Annotated in this window: 16 protein-coding genes; 4 read left to right on the top strand and 12 right to left on the bottom strand. The window is 57.0% G+C overall.

What is annotated here, in order from left to right; translation table 11 throughout:
• Nucleotides 1-36 precede the first annotated feature (36 nt).
• Nucleotides 37-465 carry a MarR family winged helix-turn-helix transcriptional regulator gene (locus IEY52_RS21005; RefSeq protein ID WP_189006463.1) on the top strand — a complete coding sequence of 143 codons (429 nt, stop codon included), beginning with the start codon at nucleotides 37-39 and terminating at the stop codon, nucleotides 463-465.
• Nucleotides 466-729: 264 nt separating this feature from the next.
• On the opposite strand, the gene IEY52_RS21000 is transcribed toward IEY52_RS21005, so the two are convergent.
• From IEY52_RS21000 to IEY52_RS20975, 6 genes are all read right to left on the bottom strand, one after another.
• Nucleotides 730-2,232, bottom strand: a complete 1,503-nt coding sequence (locus tag IEY52_RS21000) for an FGGY-family carbohydrate kinase (RefSeq protein WP_189006461.1) — start codon at nucleotides 2,230-2,232, stop codon at nucleotides 730-732.
• A 75-nt stretch (nucleotides 2,233-2,307) separates the two neighbouring features.
• On the bottom strand, nucleotides 2,308-3,057 hold the full coding sequence (locus IEY52_RS20995) for an SDR family NAD(P)-dependent oxidoreductase (protein WP_189006459.1): 750 nt from the start codon (nucleotides 3,055-3,057) through the stop codon (nucleotides 2,308-2,310).
• Nucleotides 3,054-4,100 (bottom strand): zinc-dependent alcohol dehydrogenase family protein, encoded by a 1,047-nt coding sequence (locus tag IEY52_RS20990; RefSeq protein ID WP_229684900.1) that lies wholly within the window; start codon nucleotides 4,098-4,100, stop codon nucleotides 3,054-3,056. Before IEY52_RS20990 ends, IEY52_RS20995 begins: the two co-directional genes overlap by 4 nt.
• The gene (locus IEY52_RS20985; protein WP_189006457.1) at nucleotides 4,097-4,960 is read right to left on the bottom strand and encodes a carbohydrate ABC transporter permease; all 864 of its coding nucleotides are present in this window, start codon (nucleotides 4,958-4,960) and stop codon (nucleotides 4,097-4,099) included. The genes IEY52_RS20990 and IEY52_RS20985 overlap by 4 nt, the downstream gene beginning before the upstream one ends.
• Complete coding sequence (locus tag IEY52_RS20980) at nucleotides 4,957-5,871, bottom strand: carbohydrate ABC transporter permease (protein ID WP_189006455.1); 915 nt, start codon at nucleotides 5,869-5,871, stop codon at nucleotides 4,957-4,959. The genes IEY52_RS20985 and IEY52_RS20980 overlap by 4 nt, the downstream gene beginning before the upstream one ends.
• Nucleotides 5,872-6,078: 207 nt before the next feature.
• Nucleotides 6,079-7,413 carry an ABC transporter substrate-binding protein gene (locus tag IEY52_RS20975; RefSeq protein ID WP_189006453.1) on the bottom strand — a complete coding sequence of 445 codons (1,335 nt, stop codon included), beginning with the start codon at nucleotides 7,411-7,413 and terminating at the stop codon, nucleotides 6,079-6,081.
• Between the two features lie 223 nt (nucleotides 7,414-7,636).
• Here IEY52_RS20975 and IEY52_RS20970 point away from each other — a divergent pair, with 223 nt between their 5' ends.
• A complete protein-coding gene (locus IEY52_RS20970) occupies nucleotides 7,637-8,650 on the top strand; it encodes a LacI family DNA-binding transcriptional regulator (protein ID WP_189006451.1) in 1,014 nt (337 codons plus the stop codon).
• A 17-nt stretch (nucleotides 8,651-8,667) separates the two neighbouring features.
• Here the strand turns inward: IEY52_RS20970 and IEY52_RS20965 are convergent, their stop codons facing one another.
• Nucleotides 8,668-8,880, bottom strand: a complete 213-nt coding sequence (locus IEY52_RS20965) for a hypothetical protein (protein WP_189006448.1) — start codon at nucleotides 8,878-8,880, stop codon at nucleotides 8,668-8,670.
• Nucleotides 8,881-9,097: 217 nt separating this feature from the next.
• On the bottom strand, nucleotides 9,098-9,475 hold the full coding sequence (locus IEY52_RS20960; RefSeq protein WP_189006445.1) for a winged helix-turn-helix transcriptional regulator: 378 nt from the start codon (nucleotides 9,473-9,475) through the stop codon (nucleotides 9,098-9,100).
• 219 nt (nucleotides 9,476-9,694) lie between these two features.
• On the opposite strand from IEY52_RS20960, the gene IEY52_RS20955 reads away from it, so the two are divergent.
• Nucleotides 9,695-10,738 (top strand): zinc-binding alcohol dehydrogenase family protein, encoded by a 1,044-nt coding sequence (locus IEY52_RS20955; RefSeq protein WP_229684899.1) that lies wholly within the window; start codon nucleotides 9,695-9,697, stop codon nucleotides 10,736-10,738.
• A gap of 61 nt (nucleotides 10,739-10,799) precedes the next feature.
• On the opposite strand, the gene IEY52_RS20950 is transcribed toward IEY52_RS20955, so the two are convergent.
• Entirely contained in the window at nucleotides 10,800-11,666 is an 867-nt protein-coding gene (locus tag IEY52_RS20950) for a carbohydrate ABC transporter permease (protein ID WP_189006442.1), read from the bottom strand.
• A 641-nt stretch (nucleotides 11,667-12,307) separates the two neighbouring features.
• Nucleotides 12,308-12,772 carry a PA2169 family four-helix-bundle protein gene (locus tag IEY52_RS20945; protein ID WP_189006439.1) on the bottom strand — a complete coding sequence of 155 codons (465 nt, stop codon included), beginning with the start codon at nucleotides 12,770-12,772 and terminating at the stop codon, nucleotides 12,308-12,310.
• A 197-nt stretch (nucleotides 12,773-12,969) separates the two neighbouring features.
• Between IEY52_RS20945 and IEY52_RS20940 the strand changes: the two genes are divergently transcribed.
• Complete coding sequence (locus tag IEY52_RS20940) at nucleotides 12,970-14,172, top strand: NAD(P)/FAD-dependent oxidoreductase (RefSeq protein WP_189006435.1); 1,203 nt, start codon at nucleotides 12,970-12,972, stop codon at nucleotides 14,170-14,172.
• A 173-nt stretch (nucleotides 14,173-14,345) separates the two neighbouring features.
• Here the strand turns inward: IEY52_RS20940 and IEY52_RS20935 are convergent, their stop codons facing one another.
• Entirely contained in the window at nucleotides 14,346-15,425 is a 1,080-nt protein-coding gene (locus IEY52_RS20935) for a hemolysin family protein (RefSeq protein ID WP_189006432.1), read from the bottom strand.
• Nucleotides 15,425-16,768, bottom strand: coding sequence for a hemolysin family protein (locus tag IEY52_RS20930; RefSeq protein WP_189006429.1), 1,344 nt, complete (start codon nucleotides 16,766-16,768; stop codon nucleotides 15,425-15,427). The genes IEY52_RS20935 and IEY52_RS20930 overlap by 1 nt, the downstream gene beginning before the upstream one ends.
• Nucleotides 16,769-16,891: the final 123 nt, after the last annotated feature.

The following is a 16,891-nucleotide window of genomic DNA, read 5'->3' as shown; positions in this document are numbered from 1 at the left end:
AATCAACCTTACACACTGATCGTTTAAGATGTCAGCATGACACCCACCCTGCAGGACCTTGGTCGCAGCATCAAACAGGTTCAATACCGGCACCACCGGTTGCTGGACCAGCAACTGAAAACCATCCACACCACCCTCTCCCAGTGGGATGCTTTGAGGGCCATCGGCAACAACCCGGATGCTCCGGCCCGCAAGCTGGCCCAGCTGACCTTCCAGACCGATCAGGCTTTTGGAGAGTTGTCTTCAAGGCTGCTGGCCCAGGGCCTGATCACCCGCACCGCAGGACCAGGACGGGCCATCCGACACCGCCTGACCGCTGCTGGAGAAGCCCTGTTGCAGGCTGGATACCATGTGGTGATGCCTGTGCTGCAAGCTTCTTTTGCACCTCTGAACGAACAGGAACGTGAAGTGCTCTATTCCCTGCTGCAACGCATGCTGGAAAATGAAAACAACCCTCTGAAGTGAAAGGAAGGACAACATGCGAGTTCTGGCAAAAAGTCAACACTTTATTGTCACAGCGGATCATGAAACTACACTTCAGCATCCATCGTTCATGGGGGGTAAAGGCAATGCAGAAAGGCAGCTCCACATGCTGATCCTGAGCTGCCCAGAAGGCTGGATTAAGCTTGTGAATTTATTGTCTATTTAAATCTAAGAAGCAGGAGGGTTGACTCCATCCTCCTCTCACGCTTCTTTTCTCAACGGCAACACCCTTGAGGTTCGTGAAAATCAATGCCTGTCCCGAAAAGCATGCAACTGGTGCATCACTTCACGGTTGTTCTGGTACAGGGCCAGATACTGCGGATACAGTTCGCTGTAGATGGCATGATTGCTTCTGTCTGGTCGCAGCACCTCTCTGGCCTGTGCCCAGTGCTGCAAATCTGCTTTTTGCAAGCGTCCAGTGGCAAGGCCCGCCAGGAAAGCATTTCCGTAACTGGCTCCCACCGTGGTTCTGGGCAGGATCTGCTCCACCCCGCACACGTCGCTGACCATCTGGGGCCAGAAGGTGCTTTGTGCACCTCCTCCCACTGCCACAATGCGTTTGATGCTTGCACCCAGGTCTGAAAAGGCTTCCAGGTTGTGCCGGATGCCAAAAGCCACCCCTTCCAGTATGGCCCGGAACAGGTGAGCGCGGGTGTGCAAGAGCGTCAGTCCCGCAAAAATACCACTGGCCCGTGGGTCATTGACGGGAGTGCGCTCGCCGCTGAAGTACGGGAGCACCAGCAGTCCTTCTGATCCTGCCTGAATGGTGGTCGCTTCCTGAAACAATTCAGAAAAGCTTCTGTCCCCTGCCAGTTGATGCTTGAACCAGCCCGTCAACGCTCCAGTGGTGGCCATGCCTGCGGCCAGATTGTGTTGCCCTGCAAAAGCGCCCCCCACCGTCCACACCCTGGGGTCAGGGGTTGGGGTGTCCTGCACCAGAATGAAAAAAGTGGTGCTCCCATACATCACCATCAGGTCGCCGGGCTCTGACACACCTACACTGAGGCCCTCACTGAGGGCATCCACTGCACCCACCGTGACGGGGGTTCCGGCTTTCAGACCCGTGATTTCGGCGGCAGCAGGGGTGACTGCTCCAGCGAGTTCATCGCTCCAGCCCAGCTCTGGAAGCATGGACAGCGGGCAGATGTGCTCTGCGTAAGTGTCACTCCATTGCAACGTCTGGCTGTCCATCAGGGGCATGTAATGGCTGGCGGTGTGGCGGTCCATCACGTGCTTTCCGGTCAGCTGGAACACCAGATAACTGCTGGCGGTGGTGAGGGTGCGGGTTGCTTTCCAGACTTCCGGTTCGTGCTTTTGCAACCAGCGGATTTTGGGACCGATGGCCTGCGAGGTGAACTGCATCTGGCTGAACCGAAAGATGTTCTCCTCGCCCAGCAGGGCATTCAGTTCTTCAATTTCCGCAGTGGCACGGGTGTCCACGCCGTACAGGATGCCCGGACGCAGGGGTCTCCCCTGTTCATCTAAGGGCAACAAACAGGGGCCAATGGCACTCACAGCCACCGCCACCACATCTGCTCCCTGGTGAGGAGCGCCGTCCAGCAAATGGCGGCACACCTGCACCACGTCTCCCCACCAGATCTGGTCCGCGTCCTGCTCAGCCCAGCCCGGATGGGGTGTGCTGACCCCGTGTTCAATCACATGGGTCTTCATAATGTTGCCTTGCAGGTCAGTCAAAACGCCTTTGGTGCTTCCGGTGCCCACATCGATTCCCAGCAGAAGTTCAGGCATGATACCCTCCCAGAAAAGAAAGCCCCCACCCTGCAACGGGGGGAGCATTGAAAGAGAAAGCCTGATGGAGCAGGCTCACCATATGGTGTAGCCACCATCCACGGTGAGCACACTGCCAGTCACGTAACTGCTGGCTTTTGAGGCAAGGTACACCACGGAAGGCCCGATTTCTTCGGGTTCTGCGAGGCGGCCCATGGGGATGGTGTCCAGCCACACCTTGCGCCATTCTTCGGTTTCCATGCCTTTTTTGGTGAGGGGGGTGGCCACATAACCAGGGGCAATGGCGTTGACGCGCACCCCTCTGGCAGCCCATTCTCCGGCCAGTGATTTGGTGAGCATGATCACGGCAGCTTTGCTGGTGTTGTAAGCGGCCTGGGGTTGCGGGTGGTTGGAGATGATGCCGCTCATGCTGGCGATGTTGATGATGCTGCCCGAACCGCGGGAGAGCATGTGGTGGGAGATGGCCCTGCAGCAGGCAAACACCCCATCCAGGTTGACCTTCATGATCAGGTTCCATTCGTTGTCAGAGGTGCTTTCTGCCGGGGTGTTCCGCACGATTCCTGCATTGTTGACCAGCACATCCACCTGTCCGGCTTCCTGGATGATCTGCTGGAACACTGCATTCACCTGGTCTGAATCGGTGACGTTGAGGGTCTTGAAGTGTGCCCCCAGAGCGCTTGCGGCTTTTTCTCCGACTTCATGGTTGAGGTCCACAATGTAGACGGTGGCCCCATGCTGAACGAGGTCCTGGCTGATGGCGTACCCGATGCCCTGGGCCCCTCCGGTGACGATGCAGACTTTGCCTTGCAGATCGAAAGCACTCATTTCAACACCCCCGACAGCACCTCGCTGGGCGAGACGATGGATTTGATGGATCCAGCGGAAGCCGTGATTTTTTGCCCGATGGCTTCATGCAGTTTACCCAATGGCAGGGTGTCGGTGATGAGCTCTTTGACTTTCACTTGCCCCGAGCGCATCCAGCGCAAAGCCAGCGGGATGGTGCTGTTCAAAGAAAAGCTGCCCAGCACGGTCAAATCCTTGCGGAAGATCTCGTAGGGGCTCACTTCGATTTTCGCGTCCTCCGGGGCCACCCCGAAAATGAGGATTTTCCCGCCTGCAATCGCCTGATCAATCATGGCCTGCTGCACCCTCGGCACCCCGGTGGCTTCGGTGACCACATCGAACCCATGGGGGAACAAATCTTTGAGCTGCTGGTTGGTGCTTTCGGAAGCCTGGAAAGCATGGGTGGCTCCAAGCTCCTGGGCCAGCTTGAGGCGGGCAGGCTGGGTGTCCACCACGGCAATTTCACTCACCCCGGAGGCCAGGAGGGCCTGCATCAAAAGGAGCCCAATCCCTCCGGCTCCGTACAACAGTGCAGTGGAACCGGGTTCGGGCTTCAGGCGGGTGATGCCCCAGGCCACACAGCCCAGTGGCTCTGCAAACACGGCAACTTCAGGCTCCAGGTCGTTGGCGTCGTAGACCACACTGGCGGGGGCCAGAACGTATTCTGCAAATCCCCCTGCTCGGGTCACGCCAATGGCCTCGTAATGCAGGCACTGGTGGCGCATGCCTTTCTGGCACATCATGCAGGTTCCACAGTTCAGGTCCGGGTCCAGCACCACCCGCTGTCCCTCGTAAAATCCCCGCACGTCTTTGCCGAGGGCCACCACCCGGCCCACGATTTCGTGGCCGGGGATGAGGGGGAGTTTGGCGTTGAAGTGGCCTTCTAAAAGGTGGGCGTCGGTGCCGCACACGCCAGCAAGTTCAACTTTGATCAGCACATCGGCTGGGCCCACTTCGGGCAGGGGCACTTCCTGATATTCGATGGTGTGGGGGGCAGTGATCAGGGCAGCGTGCATGTTGGTCATTTCACAGCTCCGAAGGTCAGACCGCGAATCAGCTGTTTCTGGGCAAACCAGCCAAAAATCATCACGGGGGCAATGGTGAGTGTGGCTGCGGCAGACATCTGTGCCCAGAACAGGCCTTCAGAGGTCTTGAAGGAACTGATGTACACCGAAAGCGGTGAAGCGTCTGAAGAGGTCAGGTTGAGTGCAAAGAACACTTCGTTCCAGGCGAAGATCACACAGAGCAGGGCAGTGGAGGCAATGCCGGGCAGGGCCAGAGGCATCGCGACCTGGAAGAACTCCTGGAACATGCTGGCCCCGTCCACCTTGGCAGCTTCAAAAATGCCGAAGGGAATTTCACTGATGTAGGAGTGAACCATCCAGACCACCAGGGGCAAATTGATGGTGGTGAACATCAAGATCAATCCAAAGTGGGTGTCCAGCAGTTTGGCATCCCGGAAGATCAGGAACAGGGGAACAATCACCCCGACGGGAGGCATCATTTTGGTGGACAGCATCCACAACAACGTGCTCTTGGTTCTGGCTCCAGGGTACAGGGCCATGGCAAATCCTGCGGGCACACCCAGAATGAAAGCCAGCAGCGTGGATCCGCCCACAATCAGGATGGAATTCTTCAGAAAGGGGCCGTAGGTTTCCAGCGCTCTGGAAAAGTTCTCCAGGGTGGGGGTGAAGAAGAAGATGGGTGGGCTGGCGAACGCCTGCGCTTCGGTTTTGAAGCCTGCAGCAATCATCCAGATCAGGGGGAACAGGAACAGGAACAGCACCAGGTAGGTGAGGACGGTCAGCAGGGAACCTTGCACCATGGCAGCGGTTTTCTTGCCGTTGTCGCTCTGGCGAACGGTGGTTTCACGAAGGGTGCTCATGCTTTCACTCCCTGAATGTTGCGGCCAATCATGCGCAGGATCACCGAGGAGACCAGGTTGGTGAACAGCACGGCCAGCACCCCGGCAGCGGAGGCCAGACCGATGTTGTACTCGGCAAAGGCTTTCTGGTAGATGAAGTAAGGGATGGTGGTGGTGGAGATGCCAGGACCGCCAGAAGTTGCGGTGTAAATCTCCCCGTACACCTGCATCAGGAAGATGGTTTCCAGCAAAACAACCACTTCCAGGGATTTGGACAGGTGGGGCAGCAGCATGTACCAGAATTCCTGCAAGGGGGTGCAGCCGTCCAGACGGGCGGCTTCCAGTTGCTCTTCAGGCATGGATTGCAGACCGGTCAAGAGAATCAGGGCAGCAAAAGGGGTCCATTCCCAGGTCACCATTGCCACGATGCTGGCCATGGGGTACTGGGAGAGGTAATCCACTGCAGGAAGACCGAGTTGCTGTGAAACCCAGGCGAAAAAGCCGAACACGGGGTTCATCAGCATGTTCTTCCAGACCACAGCGGTCACCACGGGCATCACCAGGAAAGAGCTGATGAACAGGGTTCTGACCACCGGACGGCCCAGGAAAGGACGGTTCAGCAAGAGGGCCACTCCCCCACCGATCAGGATGGTGAGCACCACCACGCTGAGCATCAGGACCAGGGTGTTCAGCATCACGTGCAGGTTCTGGGTGTCGGTGAACAGCGAGAGGTAATTGCTCAGCCCGATGAAGGGGCGGTCATCCGGGATGGTGAGGTTCCACTTGAAGAAGCTGTAGTACACCGTCATCAGGAAGGGGGCCTGGGTGGAAACAATCAGGTAGACCAGCGCAGGCAACACCAGCAAAGTCGCTGCAATGTTGATGGGTTTCTTTTTGGTTTCTTGTGTTGTGGATACAGATTTGCTCAGCATGAAGGCTCTTTTCTGTGGGGATGCGGGCCACGGTGTGGAGGAAGGTGGGTCTGGACCCGCACCAAAAAGAGAAGGCGAAAAACAAAGGGCTGACCTGCACTGGAAAAATGGAGTGTGATCACGGCGGAGGGGCAAGTGGGGGTGGAGGATTGTTCCTCCACCCGTGGGGTCATGGTCCGATGGGATGCAGCAGGTCAGCCAGTGGAATTACTTCTGGTAGCCGCCGTCTTTGGAGACTTTTTCTGCGGCAGCCTGGCTCTGTTTGAGGGCCTGATCGACGGTCATCTGACCGCTCAGGACGCCTGCCAGGTACTGACCGACCTGGGTGCCCAGCGCCTGGAACTCGGGGATGCCCACGAACTGCACGCCGGTGTAGGGCACGGGGTCTTTGGTGGCATTGGTGGGGTCAGCACGCTTGATGCTGTCCAGAACGATGTTGGCAAATGCACCTGCTGCTTTCTGGTAGTTGGCGTTGGCGTAGGTGCTGTTGCGGGTTCCTGGAGGCACAGCGCCCCAGTTGCCTTTCTCCTTGGCGACCAGTGCGATGTAATCTTTGCTGGTGGCCCAGGTGATGAACTTGAAGGCTTCGTTTTCGTGGGTGGTGGATTTGGGGATGGCCAGGGACCAGATCCACAGCCAGTTGCTGCCTTTGGGGGTGCCAGGGCCAGTGGGGCTGTTGGCGAAGCCCACAGAGTTCACCACTTTGCTTTGTGCGGGGTCGGTCACGAAGCCTGCGGCCACAGTGGCGTCGATCCACATTCCGCATTTGCCCTGGGAGAACAGGGTCAGGTTCTCGGTGAAACCGTTGGAGGTGACTCCGGGAGGGCCGTACTTCTTGATCAGACCGGAGTAGAAGGTCAGGGCGCGCTTCATGGCAGGGCTGTTGAGCTGGGGGTTCCAGTTCATGTCAAACCAGCGTGCGCCGTAGGTGTTCATCACGGTGCCGAAGACAGCCATGTTTTCACCCCAGCCGGGCAGACCGCGAAGGCAAATGCCGTACTGGCCTTTTTCGGGTTTGTGCAGGGCCTTGGCGAAACGCTCGATCTGGGTCCAGGTGGGCTTCACGGGCATCTTCAGTCCGGCAGCCTGGAACAGGTCCTTGCGGTAGAAGGTCATGCTGGATTCGGCGTAGAAGGGCAGCGCATGCAGTTTCCCGTTGTAGGATAGGCCTTTGCGCACGGGTTCCAGCACGTCGCTGAGCTCGTAGTCTTTGGCGATGTCAGCGTTTTTGCTGAAGAGCGCACTGAGGTCTTCCAGCCAGCCGTTCTTGGACCAGATGGGCACTTCGTAGGCACCCACGGTGGCGATGTCGAAAGTGCCTGCTCCGGAAGCCACGTCCAGGGTGATTTTCTGGCGCAGTTCGTTTTCAGGGAGGACCACCCATTTGACCTTGATGTCCGGGTAGGCTTTCTCAAACTCTGGGGTCAGCTTCTGCATGGTCACCATGTCAGGGTTGTTGACGGTGGCAATGGTGATGGTGGTGGCGGCAAAAGCGGATGAACCTAAGCCCAGCATCAGGCTTAATGCGGCAAATTTCTTCATGTTTTCCTCCCGATCCTCTTGGCGAGACAGGCAGCATACAGGCAGAACAAAGACATTGTTCTGTCGACGAATATTCTGTGCTGTATGCTTATGGTCTCGTGTCCATAGTTAAGCACAAAGTGTTAGGATTGTCTAGTGGGTCCATCAAGCTGCAAAAATTGAACCCGGCACACTTGATGTGTGCCACCGTCAGGCTGCAAAATGAAACCCGCAGGAGAAGAACGTGGCCACCATCAACGATGTCGCAAAACTTGCCGGAGTCTCCCCCACCACCGCCAAACGGGCCCTCAACGAGCCACACAAGCTGCAACCGCACACGCTGGAAAAAGTCCAGTGGGCCATCCGCGAACTGGATTATGAACCAGACCTCACCGCAGGGGCGCTGCGGCGTGGACGCAACATGACCGTGGGCCTCCTGGTTGCAGACATCGTGGAACCGTTCTTTGCCGAACTGGCCCGTGAAGTCAGTGTGCGCCTCAGAAGCTCCAATTACGGCCTCTTGCTGGCCGACAACGAATACCAGAGCGAAATCGAGCTGCACAACCTGCGGCACCTGGCAGGCCAGCGGGTCAGCGCACTGATCATGCGTCCGTCTTATGGTCCAGGCAACCGGGAGTATTTGCTCAAGATGCAGGACAAAGGCACCTACATCATTGAAATCGACCACCACATGCCCGACAGCCCTTTTGACTTCCTGATGCTGGACCACGAGCAGAGCGTGCGGGCTGGACTGGAGCATTTGTGGTCGCTGGGGCACACCCGCATTGCCGGTCTGGGCACCTACGACGCTGAACTTTATCCTGAATGGCGTGCCCACCATTTTGACCACATCATGCGCGAACATGGGCATCCGGTGCTGTCTGCTTACCGGGAAATCATCCGGTACAACGAGCAGGACGCTTACGAGTTCACCCGTTACCTGCTGAACCTACCAGAGCGCCCCACGGCCCTCTTTGCTTTCAACGGCACCGAGGCCATCGGAGCTTACCGGGCCATTCAGGATGCAGGACTGCGCATTGCAGAAGACGTTTCACTGCTGGCATTTGACAACCTGCCCTGGACCCACATGGTGAGTCCTGGCATCGATGTGATCGAACAGCCCATCAAACAGATGGGCGAACTGCTGGTGCAGCAGGTCCTGAAAAACATCGACGGTCCCAGAACGCCCATGCAGTTGCTGCTTCCCGGAAAATTGATTGTGCGAGGCAGTTGCGGCATGGCTTCTGCCGAATCCTGATTCCGTCTGGAAACCCCTCAGGCCACCTGATGGGCCAGTTCCCTTGAGGCGCTGGCAATGGCGAACAGGGGCATCTCCAGCCCCTTGCAGGTCACGGTGGCCACGGCTTGCAGGTTGTCACAACACAACCCCAGCATCTTCAATTGCCTGGGGGTGGCCAGATGAACAGGCACCTGATCCATCTCGGGGTAATGGGGCAACAGTCCAGCATCCAATCGTGAACGGGGCATGGTTCTCCTTGAGCAGGGCATCTCAGGGTGCAGGGGAAAAGACAGGGAACTGAGGAGGCAGGTTTTCAGCAGACTGGGGGAAGGGCTGCTTCTGGAAAGTACTGCTTTTATTGAACCAGTTTAATTTATATCCAGGACTTTGCCAAGGGGCTCTGGTGAAGGCGGAGCCTTGCCTGGATTCAGTCCATTTTTAAGATGTTTCAACCCGCAACCCCAATCAACCCGCTTCGGTTTTTCCCCTGAGCGCATACACATAATCCTGATGCTGTTCTCCCCACTCCAGCATGGCGTGGATGATGGGCTGCAGGCTCTTCCCTGCTTCAGTGAGGGCGTAGTCCACCCTGGGGGGCACTTCCGGGTAAACGGTGCGGGACACCAGACCATCGGCCTCAAGTTCCCGCAGTTGCAGGGTCAACATGCGCTGGGTGATGACTGGAATCAGGCGCTTGAGTTGTCCAAAACGCAAAGTGCCCTTGGTGAGGTGGTACATGATCACCCCTTTCCAGCGGCCTCCGATCACGGTCAGGGTGAGTTCCACCGGGCAGCCCAGGTTGCAATCCCACCTTTTGTCCAGGTCAGAAAAGGACTTGTTCATCTGGCTCCTTTTCCGAATGCCTTGCTGGACGCAATGGTTACATTTTTGTGTCTACGTTTCAAGTTTGTACGTACTTGCTCAGGGTGCATGAATGCAAGATACTGCAAGACAGGCAGGGGCACAAGTGCAGCCCCCCAGATCTTCTTCCAATCTGCAATTCAGCCTGCAACTCAATCTGCAAGAAAGCCCTTTGATCCAGATCCCACAAGGAGGGACGCCATGACCATTTCTGAAACCCAATCCCAGACCCAGAATCCCCTATGGAAAAGCACCATGAAAGTTGTTTCCGTCAAGAACAAAGACAGCTTCGTTGACCTTGAACTGCCCACCCCTGAACCCACCGGGCAGGATGTCTTGATTGCGGTGAAAGCCGTTTCGGTCAATCCGGTGGACTTCAAGGTGCACTCCAGAACCCCTGGTGAGCTCTCCGAGCCCAAAATCCTCGGGTGGGATGGTGCAGGTGTGGTGGTGAAAGTGGGGCCAGACGTCACCCTGTTCAAAGAGGGAGACGAGGTGTACTGGGCCGGGTCCATCATTCGACCTGGCTCCAACGCCGAATTTCAACTGGTGGACCAGCGCATTGTGGCCCTGAAGCCCAGAAGCCTGAATTTTGCAGAGGCGGCAGCACTGCCCCTGACCGCCATCACCGCCTGGGAGGGCATCCATGACCGCCTGCGCATCGGTGAGAAGGAGAAAGGCAAAACCCTGCTGGTGATTGGTGGAGCAGGGGGGGTGGGTTCCATCCTGATTCAGATCGCAAAGCTGGCTGGCCTGAAAGTGATTGCCACTGCTTCCCGCCCGGAAACCTTGGCCTGGGTGAAAGAGATGGGGGCAGATGTGGTGATTGACCACAGCAAGCCCCTGCATGAAGAACTGGCCGCCATTGGCATTCCCGAGGTGGATTTCATTTACAACACCGTGGACACCGTGCGTTACTGGGACACCACCGTGCGGGTGATCAAAGCCCAGGGCAGCATCGTCTCCATCAACGGCACCGCTGAAAGGCTGCCTCTGGGGGAACTGATGGGCAAGAGTGTCAGCTTCCACTGGGAGATGATGTTCACCCGCAGCAGTTACCAGACGCAAGACATCCTCGAGCAGCACCACCTGCTGACCCGTGTGGCCGAACTGATTGACACGGGCGTGTTCAAGAACACCTTCACGGCAGACCTGGGACCCATCAACGCCGGGAACCTGAAAAAAGCCCACACCCAGCTGCAATCGGGCCGCACCATCGGCAAAGTGGTGCTCAGCGGCTGGTAAAAGCCAGCCTCGCCCAGACCAGGACCTGCTTGCTGCAGCAGGTCTTTTCTTTTGGCCTTGCTCAACCGAGTGCACCAAAAGTCAGTCCCCTGACCAGTTGGCGCTGGGCAAACCAGCCAAAAACCATCACGGGAGCAAGGGTGAGGGTGGCTGCTGCAGACATTCTAGCCCAGAAGAGGCCCTCAGAGGTCTTGAACGAACTGATGAACACCGAGAGCGGTGAAGCGTCTGAAGAGGTCAGGTTCAGGGCGAAGAACACCTCGTTCCAGGAAAAAATCATGCACAGGAAGGCCGTGGAAACCAGACCTGGAAGGGCCAGAGGCAACGCCACCCGGAAAAGCTCCTGCAGCACACTGGCTCCGTCTGCTCTGGCAGCTTCAAAGATGCCGAAGGGAATTTCACTGATGTAGGAGTGAACCATCCAGACCACCAGGGGCAAATTGATGGTGGTGAACATCAAAATCAGTCCGAAGTGCGTGTCCAGGAGGTGGGCATCCCGGAAGATCAGGAACAGGGGAACGATCACTCCAACGGGGGGCATCATCTTGGTGGAGAGCATCCACAAGAGCGTGCTCTTGGTTCTGGCTCCGGCATACAGGGCCATGGCAAAACCTGCAGGAACCCCCAGCAGGAAGGCCAGCAAGGTGGAGCATGTGACCACCACCAGAGAATGTCCCAGAAAAGCGCTGTACTGTGGCAGGACCTGCTGAAAATGCTGCAAGGTGGGCCAGAAAAAAAACACTGGAGGATCAGCGAAAGCCTGGGATTCGGTTTTGAAAGCGGTCAACACCATCCAGAGCACCGGAAACAGAAAGAGAAACAGGATCAGGTAAGTGAGGGTGGTCAGCAGGTTGTTCTGGATGCGGACCCGCCGGTACCGCTGTTTCTCTTCGGGCAGGTGAACCGGGACATTGCGAACCTGACTCATGAGAGGCTTCCCCTTCTGCTGTGCTGCAAAAAGTTCTGGCAAATCCTGAAAGCTGGTGTGGAGGTGATGGCAGGACTGAACATGGTTTTCCTTCCTTCTGCATGGCCTCTGGTGTCTGAAAAACCAGAAAAAAGAGCCAGCCAGCGATGTCATCACGTGGGTGGCTCTTCGGCAGAGGGAAGTGGCAAGAAAGAGAAGAAGTCGCAGGAGCAGACGGATCAGGTCGAAGAAATCGCAGGCTTCACGAAGATGGATCCTGACAGAATGGGAGGGGAAAGGAGCATCCCCTCCAGTAGGCGCGCTGCTGGACGGTGGGGGAAAAGAAGGGTGTGCGGGGGCAAAGCAACGAGCCAGCCAGTGCGACACATTTCAGGCGTACGCAGGTTTATGCCGTTCTGGACTGTTTTGACCTCGTGCTCATAGTAAACCATATTTCGGGTCTTTTGTCCAGATGAAATTTTCGGTCAAATCTGGCAATGAAACGTTTACAGGGTTCTGGCCTGTTTGAGTTCCAGAGAAACGCTCAGATCTGGCAGGAATTTGCCTGCTTTCTGATGCAAAATCAGGGGTTTTCCCTCTTGAAAAATCGAAACCGGAGTCAGTTGACCCCGGTACAATTGGATGCAAGATGCTGCTGAGCTTCAATCTGAAGCGCGGGAAGCTTCCAGCGAATGTTTGAGGTCGCGCACCCGGTCGTGGGCGGCTTTGACCTGGCTGTACTGCTTCTCGATCAGGGAACGGATGTCGCTGGGAAGTTCTTCTTTCAGCACATCCTGATAGTTCTGCACAGCCACATCCTCGCCACGCTCGGCCTCGGCAATCACGGCATAATCGTCTTTGCCAGAGATCAGGTCCCGCACGTTGATCCACACGCGGTGCAGGGCAGCGCCCACGCTGCTGTGCTCGCGGGGTTTGTCTCCCAGACGGCTGATGGCCTGCTCGATCTCACCGATCAACTGGGAACGCTGGGCAGCAAATTCATTGAAAAGCTGCTTGTACTGCGCATTTTTGACTTCATCCGCAGATTCGCGGTAGCCTTTTTCGCCGTCTTTGAGGGTGCCCAGAATGCATTGCAATTTGTCCAGGGTTTCTTCATTGTTGAGCATGTTTAAACCTCCTGAGGTTTGGTGCTTTCTTCCTGTAGGCTATGGATTTTCGGGCTTTCAGGAAGGTGGATTTGACACATTCTTAAGAAAAATCCAGCCAGAAAAGCCAAGCATGAGAATGCAAAGTCCCAGCACACAAACGAAAATCAATTCTCATTGCATTTCATGAAAGCAGCCTGTGGTCATAATGAGGGCCTATGGACCTCAGATCTGGCAAAGCATTCTGGCCCATCCAAAACGGCCTCATTCAGAGCTATCCCCCACTGGACCAGGACCTGCAAACCGATGTGGTGGTGCTGGGAGGAGGAATCACCGGAGCCCTGGTGTCCTGGCACCTGATCCAGGCGGGCGCATCCTGTGTGGTGCTGGACCGGCGGGATGTGGCTTCTGGCAGCACGAGTGCCTCCACCGCCATGCTGCAATACGAAATTGACACCCCACTGGTGCAGCTCAGCAAAATGCTGGGGGAACAGCACGCCTCCCGGTCCTACCTGATGTGCCTGCAGGCCATTCGGGACCTGGAGCAGATCTCTCAGGTGCTGGAAACCGATGTGGGCTTTCAGAAAAAACACAGCCTGTACCTGGCTTCCCGCCCTCAGGATGCAAGGGGACTGCAAAAAGAACATGCCCTGCGCCGCAAATACGGCATCGAAGTGGAGCTGTGGGATGAAACCACAATCGCCCAGCACTTTCCTTTTCGCAAAAGTGCGGCCCTGTACTCCCAGGAGGCTGCAGAAGTGGACCCTTACCGCCTGTGCCATGCTTTGCTGCACTCAGGCACCCGGCAAGGGGTGCAGGTCTTTGACCGCACAGAGGCCCTTTCCTGGGACATGGATGACACTGGAGTGACCGTCCAGACAGACCGGAATTTCAGCATCAGGGCCAGAAAAATGGTCTTCGCCACTGGATACGAAGCCCAGAGCATGCTGAGGCAGAAAGTGGTCCGGCTGCGCAATTCTTACGCGCTGGTCAGTGAACCCCTGCAGGACTTCACGGGCTGGTACGAAAAAGCCCTGCTCTGGGAAACCGCCCGCCCTTACCTGTACGCCCGCACCACCACCGACAACCGCATCCTGATCGGGGGTGAAGATGAAACCTTCAGAACCCTGCCTTTCCGGGAACGTCGGATTCCGTTTAAGCAGGCCAGGCTGGAAAACAAATTCAGGGAACTCTTTCCAGACATCCCCCTGGAAACGGCTTTCTCCTGGGCAGGCACTTTCGGCGAAACCCGCGACGGTCTTGCTTACATCGGGGAGCACCCGGATTTCCCACAGGCCTATTTTGCCCTGGGATACGGAGGCAACGGCATCACTTACAGCCTGCTGGCCGCCCAGATGATCCGGGACAGGATGGTCAAGGGACACCATCCAGACTGGGAGGTGTTCAGGTTTGATCGGTGATTTGATGAGACATGCCGAGGGCAGAGGGCCCAGTGCTGAGAGTCAAGGGCATCATACAAATGCGGGCATAGAGCATGAACCAGCAAAGCTGGGGGGCAAAAAGCGTGCATTCTGGAATGTAAAGTCACACCATCTCAAGCTCTGATTTTCCCTCTGTTTTTAGCGCTCGGCCCTCAGCTCTGCGCGTCTGGCTCTGACCCCTGGGCATCTCCTGCAGCCTGTTGCGGTGCCAGCACTTCCTCAATGATGTCCTGCAGTGTGATGATTCCCGCTGTGCCTCCCAGTTCGTCTTCCACCACGGCCAGATGGGTCTTGCGTTTTTTCATCAGCACCAGAGCGTCACTGAGGCGGGTGGTTTCGGGGAACACAATCACCGGGCGCAGCAGGTGGGAAACCCGCACCTCCTGGGGCGACAGCGAAAACGTCCGGATCACATCTTTGATGTGCAGGTAACCCAGCGGCTGGTCCAGGTACAGATCCACCACCAGATACCGGGAGTAGCTGCCCTCCTGAATCAGGTTGTTCAGCTCTTCTGCTGTGGTGCGCATTTTGAGTGCCCGGATCTGGGTTCTGGGGGTCATCACCTCGCAGACCTGGCGTTCCCCGAAGTCAAAGATGCTCTCGATGAATTGCTGGTCCTGGCGGTCAAACTGGCCGCCCTCTGTGCTTTCTTCCACCAGGTATTCCAGTTCGTCGGAGGTGTACAGGCGGTCTCCTGATCCGGGGTCCTTGATGCGCAGTGCCCGCAGCAAAGCCAGTGCAGAGGTGTTTAACAGCAGCACCACAGGTCGGAACACAAAACCAAAGGCCCGAACCAGCAGATCCACGCTGTAAACGGTGCCTTCCGGGCGGGAGAGGGCCAGACCTTTGGGCACCATCTCCCCCAGCACCACGTGCAGGCAGGTGATCAGGGCCAGAGAAATCAGGGTGGCAAAGGTGTGGGCGAGGGCGTGTCCCAGGTGGGCCGCATGTTCCAGAGGCCCAAACAGCCATGAGGCGATGGTCTGTTCTCCGTACATCCCCAGCCCAATGCTGGCCAGGGTGATCCCAAGCTGACAGATGGCGATGTACTGGTCTTTGCCGCCTGCAGAACGCAGCAGGTTCAGGATCCTGCGGGCGGTGCGGTTGCCCTGCTCTGCGTGCTGCTGCACCCTGGGAGATTTGCTGGACACAATGGCAAATTCTGCTGCCACAAAAACGCCGTTCAGCAACACCAGACCCACAATGATCAGGATGGGCAGCAAAATGGACATCAGGCTTCTTCCCCTCTGGATTCCTGGGAGCCGTCCAGCACCAGACGCACCAGGGTGACCTGTTTGCCCTGCATGGCTTCCACACGCAGCCTCAACCCAGTGAAATGCACCACGGTGCCCACTTCCGGGGTCTGCTCCAGTTCCGACCACACCAGACCACTGATGGTGTAAGCGTCCTCATCAGGAAGGTTCATTTCCAGCTGGCTGTTGACGGTGTGGATGGAGACATCGCCACGCACCAGAAAGTCATTGCCCTGCCTGCGGATGTGCATCACTTCTGCGTCAAACTCGTCCTGCAGCTCTCCAAAGACCTCCTCGAAGATGTCTTCCAGGGTCAGCATGCCACTGATGCCTCCGAATTCATCGGTGAGGATGGCCAGGTTTTTGCGCTGCTCTCGCAGCTGGTCCCAGGCATCCCGCACGTTCAGCACATCTGGCACAAAATACACGGGTTGCAGCAGGTGATGGATGGAGTCACGGGGTCCTTTTTGCACATCCAGAAAGAGGTCCCGCACATTCAGGATGCCAATGATCTGGTCGATGTTGCCTTCAAAAACCGGGAAGCGGGTGAAGGGGGTCTTGACCACTTCGGCCATCACTTCCGGGGTGGAGCGGTTCACTTCCAGGGCGGTCATGCGCACCCTGGGAACCATCACTTCCCGCACACTCTTGTCTTCCAGGCTGAACACCCCACTCAGCAGTTCCTGCTCATCCTGGTTGATCAGGCCGCCTCTGGCGCTTTCCTGAAAAAGAATCTCCAGTTCTTCTGGGGAATGCACATGCCCGTGTTCGGACACCTGCTGGATGCCCATCCTGCGCAAAATCAGGGTGGCCGAACCGTTAAACAGCCGAATCAGAGGCGTGAACAACCACACCGAAACCTGCATGGCTTTCAGGGTGAGGAGGGCCAGGCGTTCTGGATACCGAATGGCAATGGTTTTGGGAAGCAGTTCCCCCAGAATCACCTGCAATGCGGTCAGGAACACCAGCACAATCAGGATGGACAGGGTGCCAGCAAGCGCTGCTTTGAGCTGTCCAAACTGGGCGAACACAGGAAGCAGCACCGGGGTCAGCTGGGCCTGCCCGTAAGCGCCCACAATCAGGCTGGACAGGGTGATGCCAATCTGACTGGCTGCCACATAACGGTCCATGTCTGGTGGGCTGTTGAGGACATCCAGCAGCCTGGAGGCCGGGCGGTGCCCATCGTGCACCATTTCCACCAGTCGGCTTCTGCGGCTGGACACCAGACCGAATTCTGCTGCCACATACAGGGCGTTCAGAAAGACCATCAGGAACACCACCAGCAACACCAGCAGGGTGTTTATGCAGACCACCCCTTCCATGTTCCAGCCTGCATGACAACGTTCATGACAAAAGGCAGATCAGAACACCAGGGGTTCTCATCTGTCCGCTCAGGCCAGCTTCGCATGATCAACAAGTATAGGGAATTCGCCTGCGGGCTGCAA

This window comes from Deinococcus roseus, assembly GCF_014646895.1.
In the GTDB taxonomy this organism is placed as follows: Bacteria; Deinococcota; Deinococci; order Deinococcales; family Deinococcaceae; genus Deinococcus_C; species Deinococcus_C roseus.
The sequence above is the reverse complement of the archived record's forward strand: the minus strand, read 5'-3'. Positions and strand labels throughout refer to the sequence as shown.

What these genes read in the sequence shown, in the direction of transcription:
- IEY52_RS20975 (WP_189006453.1), bottom strand. Translation starts at nt 7,413, where the DNA reads ATGAAGAAATTTGCCGCATTAAGCCTGATGCTGGGCTTAGGTTCATCC.
- IEY52_RS21005 (WP_189006463.1), top strand. Translation starts at nt 37, where the DNA reads ATGACACCCACCCTGCAGGACCTTGGTCGCAGCATCAAACAGGTTCAA.
- IEY52_RS20965 (WP_189006448.1), bottom strand. Translation starts at nt 8,880, where the DNA reads ATGCCCCGTTCACGATTGGATGCTGGACTGTTGCCCCATTACCCCGAG.
- IEY52_RS20960 (WP_189006445.1), bottom strand. Translation starts at nt 9,475, where the DNA reads ATGAACAAGTCCTTTTCTGACCTGGACAAAAGGTGGGATTGCAACCTG.
- IEY52_RS20940 (WP_189006435.1), top strand. Translation starts at nt 12,970, where the DNA reads ATGGACCTCAGATCTGGCAAAGCATTCTGGCCCATCCAAAACGGCCTC.
- IEY52_RS20980 (WP_189006455.1), bottom strand. Translation starts at nt 5,871, where the DNA reads ATGCTGAGCAAATCTGTATCCACAACACAAGAAACCAAAAAGAAACCC.
- IEY52_RS20935 (WP_189006432.1), bottom strand. Translation starts at nt 15,425, where the DNA reads ATGTCCATTTTGCTGCCCATCCTGATCATTGTGGGTCTGGTGTTGCTG.
- IEY52_RS20950 (WP_189006442.1), bottom strand. Translation starts at nt 11,666, where the DNA reads ATGAGTCAGGTTCGCAATGTCCCGGTTCACCTGCCCGAAGAGAAACAG.
- IEY52_RS20955 (WP_229684899.1), top strand. Translation starts at nt 9,695, where the DNA reads ATGACCATTTCTGAAACCCAATCCCAGACCCAGAATCCCCTATGGAAA.
- IEY52_RS20945 (WP_189006439.1), bottom strand. Translation starts at nt 12,772, where the DNA reads ATGCTCAACAATGAAGAAACCCTGGACAAATTGCAATGCATTCTGGGC.
- IEY52_RS20995 (WP_189006459.1), bottom strand. Translation starts at nt 3,057, where the DNA reads ATGAGTGCTTTCGATCTGCAAGGCAAAGTCTGCATCGTCACCGGAGGG.
- IEY52_RS20930 (WP_189006429.1), bottom strand. Translation starts at nt 16,768, where the DNA reads ATGGAAGGGGTGGTCTGCATAAACACCCTGCTGGTGTTGCTGGTGGTG.
- IEY52_RS21000 (WP_189006461.1), bottom strand. Translation starts at nt 2,232, where the DNA reads ATGCCTGAACTTCTGCTGGGAATCGATGTGGGCACCGGAAGCACCAAA.
- IEY52_RS20985 (WP_189006457.1), bottom strand. Translation starts at nt 4,960, where the DNA reads ATGAGCACCCTTCGTGAAACCACCGTTCGCCAGAGCGACAACGGCAAG.
- IEY52_RS20990 (WP_229684900.1), bottom strand. Translation starts at nt 4,100, where the DNA reads ATGACCAACATGCACGCTGCCCTGATCACTGCCCCCCACACCATCGAA.